General features: G+C 53.8%; 1 protein-coding gene, 2 tRNA genes and 3 rRNA genes. All 6 read left to right on the forward strand.

The genetic code is table 11. From position 1 onward, the window contains the following. A partial coding sequence (locus tag XAXN_RS22790) for a hypothetical protein (RefSeq protein WP_054320536.1) occupies positions 1–206 on the forward strand: 206 nt, incomplete at its 5' end. Between the two features lie 253 nt (positions 207–459). Then, positions 460–2006 (forward strand): 16S ribosomal RNA (locus XAXN_RS17820). Between the two features lie 95 nt (positions 2007–2101). Further along, a tRNA-Ala gene (locus XAXN_RS17825) sits at positions 2102–2177 on the forward strand. Positions 2178–2195: 18 nt separating this feature from the next. Then, positions 2196–2272, forward strand: a tRNA-Ile gene (locus XAXN_RS17830). Between the two features lie 227 nt (positions 2273–2499). After that, a 23S ribosomal RNA gene (locus tag XAXN_RS17835) occupies positions 2500–5380 on the forward strand. A 173-nt stretch (positions 5381–5553) separates the two neighbouring features. After that, a 5S ribosomal RNA gene (gene rrf / locus XAXN_RS17840) occupies positions 5554–5668 on the forward strand. Together the 16S, 23S and 5S rRNA genes with 2 tRNA genes alongside form the textbook arrangement of a ribosomal RNA operon. Positions 5669–5984 lie beyond the last annotated feature (316 nt).

Consider the following 5984-nt stretch of genomic DNA (forward strand, 5'->3'; position numbering starts at 1 on the left):
AAGGTGTTGACGAAACGAAAAAGCCGGCTATGATGGCCGGCTCGCTACACGGAAAGCCGGTACGGCGGATTGAGGTGCAGCGGCGGCAACTTCTTCTTCATGATGGGTTGACGAGGATAAAAAGCCTGCTAATATGGCTGGCTCGCTTCACAGAAAGCCTTCGGGTTCAAGCGAAGCAGCGCCAACACCTCGAAACGGAGTGTTGACAGCAATAAAAACTCCGCTATAATGGGCGGCTAGCTTCGACGGAAACGACGAAGCTGACGGGAACGGCGCTGAGGCCATTTCCCAGTGTTCTTTGACAGTGTGCGCAGGTAATTTGTGCGGACGCCTGCAGGAAAGGATGATTGTCCATCTTGCAGACGTTTAATCAAGCAACATATTAACTGCTTTGCAAGCGATAAGTTGCCAGTAGTTGAACTTCTGCAGCTAAAGTATTTGCCTTCGGGTATGTAATTTTAAATGAAGAGTTTGATCCTGGCTCAGAGTGAACGCTGGCGGCAGGCCTAACACATGCAAGTCGAACGGCAGCACAGTAAGAGCTTGCTCTTATGGGTGGCGAGTGGCGGACGGGTGAGGAATACATCGGAATCTACTCTTTCGTGGGGGATAACGTAGGGAAACTTACGCTAATACCGCATACGACCTACGGGTGAAAGCGGAGGACCTTCGGGCTTCGCGCGGTTGAATGAGCCGATGTCGGATTAGCTAGTTGGCGGGGTAAAGGCCCACCAAGGCGACGATCCGTAGCTGGTCTGAGAGGATGATCAGCCACACTGGAACTGAGACACGGTCCAGACTCCTACGGGAGGCAGCAGTGGGGAATATTGGACAATGGGCGCAAGCCTGATCCAGCCATGCCGCGTGGGTGAAGAAGGCCTTCGGGTTGTAAAGCCCTTTTGTTGGGAAAGAAAAGCAGTCGGTTAATACCCGATTGTTCTGACGGTACCCAAAGAATAAGCACCGGCTAACTTCGTGCCAGCAGCCGCGGTAATACGAAGGGTGCAAGCGTTACTCGGAATTACTGGGCGTAAAGCGTGCGTAGGTGGTGGTTTAAGTCTGTTGTGAAAGCCCTGGGCTCAACCTGGGAATTGCAGTGGATACTGGATCACTAGAGTGTGGTAGAGGGTAGCGGAATTCCCGGTGTAGCAGTGAAATGCGTAGAGATCGGGAGGAACATCCGTGGCGAAGGCGGCTACCTGGACCAACACTGACACTGAGGCACGAAAGCGTGGGGAGCAAACAGGATTAGATACCCTGGTAGTCCACGCCCTAAACGATGCGAACTGGATGTTGGGTGCAATTTGGCACACAGTATCGAAGCTAACGCGTTAAGTTCGCCGCCTGGGGAGTACGGTCGCAAGACTGAAACTCAAAGGAATTGACGGGGGCCCGCACAAGCGGTGGAGTATGTGGTTTAATTCGATGCAACGCGAAGAACCTTACCTGGTCTTGACATCCACGGAACTTTCCAGAGATGGATTGGTGCCTTCGGGAACCGTGAGACAGGTGCTGCATGGCTGTCGTCAGCTCGTGTCGTGAGATGTTGGGTTAAGTCCCGCAACGAGCGCAACCCTTGTCCTTAGTTGCCAGCACGTCATGGTGGGAACTCTAAGGAGACCGCCGGTGACAAACCGGAGGAAGGTGGGGATGACGTCAAGTCATCATGGCCCTTACGACCAGGGCTACACACGTACTACAATGGTAAGGACAGAGGGCTGCAAACTCGCGAGAGTGAGCCAATCCCAGAAACCTTATCTCAGTCCGGATTGGAGTCTGCAACTCGACTCCATGAAGTCGGAATCGCTAGTAATCGCAGATCAGCATTGCTGCGGTGAATACGTTCCCGGGCCTTGTACACACCGCCCGTCACACCATGGGAGTTTGTTGCACCAGAAGCAGGTAGCTTAACCTTCGGGAGGGCGCTTGCCACGGTGTGGCCGATGACTGGGGTGAAGTCGTAACAAGGTAGCCGTATCGGAAGGTGCGGCTGGATCACCTCCTTTTGAGCATGACGTCATCGTCCTGTCGGGCGTCCTCACAAACTACCTGCATTCAGAGATGCGTATCGGCACAGGCCGGTATGCGAAAGTCCCATCATGGGGCCTTAGCTCAGCTGGGAGAGCACCTGCTTTGCAAGCAGGGGGTCGTCGGTTCGATCCCGACAGGCTCCACCATTTGAGTGAAACGACTTTGGGTCTGTAGCTCAGGTGGTTAGAGCGCACCCCTGATAAGGGTGAGGTCGGTGGTTCGAGTCCTCCCAGACCCACCACTCTGAATGTAGTGCACACTTAAGAACTTATATGGATCAGCGTTGAGGCTGAGACATGTTCTTTTATAACTTGTGACGTAGCGAGCGTTTGAGATATCTATCTAAACGTGTCGTTGAGGCTAAGGCGGGGACTTTGAGTCCCTAAATAATTGAGTCGTATGTTCGCGTTGGTGGCTTTGTACCCCACACAACACGGCATGTGACCCTGAGGCAACTTGGGGTTATATGGTCAAGCGAATAAGCGCACACGGTGAATGCCTAGGCGGTCAGAGGCGATGAAGGACGTGGTAGCCTGCGAAAAGTGTCGGGGAGCTGGCAACAAGCTTTGATCCGGCAATATCCGAATGGGGAAACCCACTGCTTCGGCAGTATCCTGCAGTGAATTCATAGCTGCTGGAAGCGAACCCGGTGAACTGAAATATCTAAGTAACCGGAGGAAAAGAAATCAACCGAGATTCCCTAAGTAGTGACGAGCGAACGGGGAGCAGCCCTTAAGCTGGAATGGCTTTAGAAAAACAATCTGGAAAGATTGGCCATAGAAGGTGATAGCCCTGTATTTAAAAGGGCCACTCCAGTGAAGACGAGTAGGGCGGGGCACGTGAAACCCTGTCTGAATATGGGGGGACCATCCTCCAAGGCTAAATACTCCTGACCGACCGATAGTGAACCAGTACCGTGAGGGAAAGGCGAAAAGAACCCCGGAGAGGGGAGTGAAATAGATCCTGAAACCGTGTGCGTACAAGCAGTAGGAGCTCGCAAGAGTGACTGCGTACCTTTTGTATAATGGGTCAGCGACTTACTGTTCGTGGCAAGCTTAACCGTATAGGGGAGGCGAAGGGAAACCGAGTCTGATAAGGGCGCATAGTCGCGGGCAGTAGACCCGAAACCGGGTGATCTAGTCATGGCCAGGGTGAAGGTGCCGTAACAGGTACTGAAGGCCCGAACCCACGTCTGTTGCAAAAGACGGGGATGAGCTGTGATTAGGAGTGAAAAGCTAATCGAACCCGGAGATAGCTGGTTCTCCTCGAAAGCTATTTAGGTAGCGCCTCGGACGAATACTACTGGGGGTAGAGCACTGTTATGGCTAGGGGGTCATCGCGACTTACCAAACCATTGCAAACTCCGAATACCAGTACGTACTATCCGGGAGACACACGGCGGGTGCTAACGTCCGTCGTGAAAAGGGAAACAACCCAGACCCACAGCTAAGGTCCCCAATTCACTGCTAAGTGGAAAACGATGTGGAAAGGCATAGACAGCCAGGAGGTTGGCTTAGAAGCAGCCACCCTTTAAAGAAAGCGTAATAGCTCACTGGTCGAGTCGGTCTGCGCGGAAGATTTAACGGGGCTAAGCAGTGAACCGAAGCTTGGGGTGCATAAAACTTGTTTTATGCGCGGTAGAGGAGCGTTCCGTAAGCCTGCGAAGGTGGATTGAGAAGTCTGCTGGAGGTATCGGAAGTGCGAATGCTGACATGAGTAACGATAATGCGGGTGAAAAGCCCGCACGCCGAAAGCCTAAGGTTTCCTTGCGCAACGTTAATCGACGCAGGGTTAGTCGGTCCCTAAGGCGAGGGCGAAAGCCGTAGTCGATGGGAAGCAGGTTAATATTCCTGCACCTCGCGTGAGTGCGATGGAGGGACGGAGAAGGTTAGGTGTACCGGGCGTTGGTTGTCCCGGGGAAAGGCGGTAGGTTTGGATCTTTGGCAAATCCGGGATCCTTTAAGACCGAGCACCGAGACGAGCCTTCTTGGCGAAGTCACTGATACCACGCTTCCAGGAAAAGCTCCTAAGCTTCAGCTCACGAAGACCGTACCGTAAACCGACACAGGTGGGTAGGATGAGAATTCTCAGGCGCTTGAGAGAACTCGGGTGAAGGAACTAGGCAACATGGCACCGTAACTTCGGGAGAAGGTGCACCCTTTTTGGTGGCTCATGCGAGCTATAGCTGAAGAGGGTCGCAGAAACCAGGCCGCTGCGACTGTTTATCAAAAACACAGCACTCTGCAAACACGAAAGTGGACGTATAGGGTGTGACGCCTGCCCGGTGCTGGAAGGTTAATTGATGGGGTCAGCCGCAAGGCGAAGCTCTTGATCGAAGCCCCAGTAAACGGCGGCCGTAACTATAACGGTCCTAAGGTAGCGAAATTCCTTGTCGGGTAAGTTCCGACCTGCACGAATGGCGTAACGACAGCGGCGCTGTCTCCACCCGAGACTCAGTGAAATTGAAATCGCTGTGAAGATGCAGCGTTCCCGTGGCAAGACGGAAAGACCCCGTGAACCTTTACTATAGCTTTACACTGAACGTTGAGTTCGTCTGTGTAGGATAGGTGGGAGGCTATGAAACTGTGGCGCTAGCTGCAGTGGAGCCATCCTTGAAATACCACCCTGTCGTGCTTGACGTTCTAACCTAGGTCCGTGATCCGGATCAGGGACCGTGTATGGTGGGTAGTTTGACTGGGGCGGTCTCCTCCTAAAGAGTAACGGAGGAGCACGAAGGTACGCTCAGCGCGGTCGGACATCGCGCACTGTGTGCAAAGGCATAAGCGTGCTTGACTGCAAGATCGACGGATCAAGCAGGTACGAAAGTAGGTCTTAGTGATCCGGTGGTTCTGTATGGAAGGGCCATCGCTCAACGGATAAAAGGTACTCCGGGGATAACAGGCTGATACCGCCCAAGAGTTCATATCGACGGCGGTGTTTGGCACCTCGATGTCGGCTCATCACATCCTGGGGCTGTAGTCGGTCCCAAGGGTATGGCTGTTCGCCATTTAAAGTGGTACGCGAGCTGGGTTCAGAACGTCGTGAGACAGTTCGGTCCCTATCTGCCATGGGCGTTGGAAGTTTGAGAGGGGCTGCTCCTAGTACGAGAGGACCGGAGTGGACGAACCTCTGGTGTTCCGGTTGTCACGCCAGTGGCATTGCCGGGTAGCTATGTTCGGAAGCGATAACCGCTGAAAGCATCTAAGCGGGAAGCGCGCCTCAAGATGAGACTTCCCGGGGCACAAGCCCCCTAAAGGAACCATGTAGACTACGTGGTTGATAGGTCAGGTGTGTAAGTACAGCAATGTATTGAGCTAACTGATACTAATGATCCGTGCGGCTTGACCATATAACCTCAAGTTGCCTTGGTCCCAACAAACGTTGGTAGATCATCAAATGCAAGCTACGTCACAAGTTAACTCTGCGAGACGAGCGCCGTATGCGCTTCCCTTCCCAAGAGCTTGCACGTCCCTGTGCAGACCCTTGAAGAGAAGCAAACACTGGCGACACTCCAACCGTCTCCCTGGTGAAATTAGCGCTGTGGAACCACCCGATCCCATCCCGAACTCGGAAGTGAAACGCAGCTGCGCCGATGGTAGTGTGGCTCAAGCCATGCGAGAGTAGGTCATCGCCAGGGGCTTTACCCGAAACCCTCAGTCCGCAAGGACTGAGGGTTTCTTTTTGCGCTAAAATCGATGAAAGACCCGCAGGCAATGGCCTCATGGCGCCCGGAAGCCGGCGGCGACCGATGGGCTGCAGCAGCACAGCACGTGAGATAACCACCGGAAATCGTATGGCGGTCGGACGTCTGTAACCTTATCCACAGCGACGTCCCCCCGTCCTGAGTAGCGGCCGGGTTTAGAGTCCGGGGTTGATGATATCGGTATTGGCCAGCTGTTGGGCATACGCGGATGGCGTCATGCCGTCGATTGCCTTCTTGGGTCGCCGCTCTT

It is taken from the genome of Xanthomonas axonopodis, from assembly GCF_001304695.1.
Taxonomy (GTDB): domain Bacteria; phylum Pseudomonadota; class Gammaproteobacteria; order Xanthomonadales; family Xanthomonadaceae; genus Xanthomonas; species Xanthomonas axonopodis.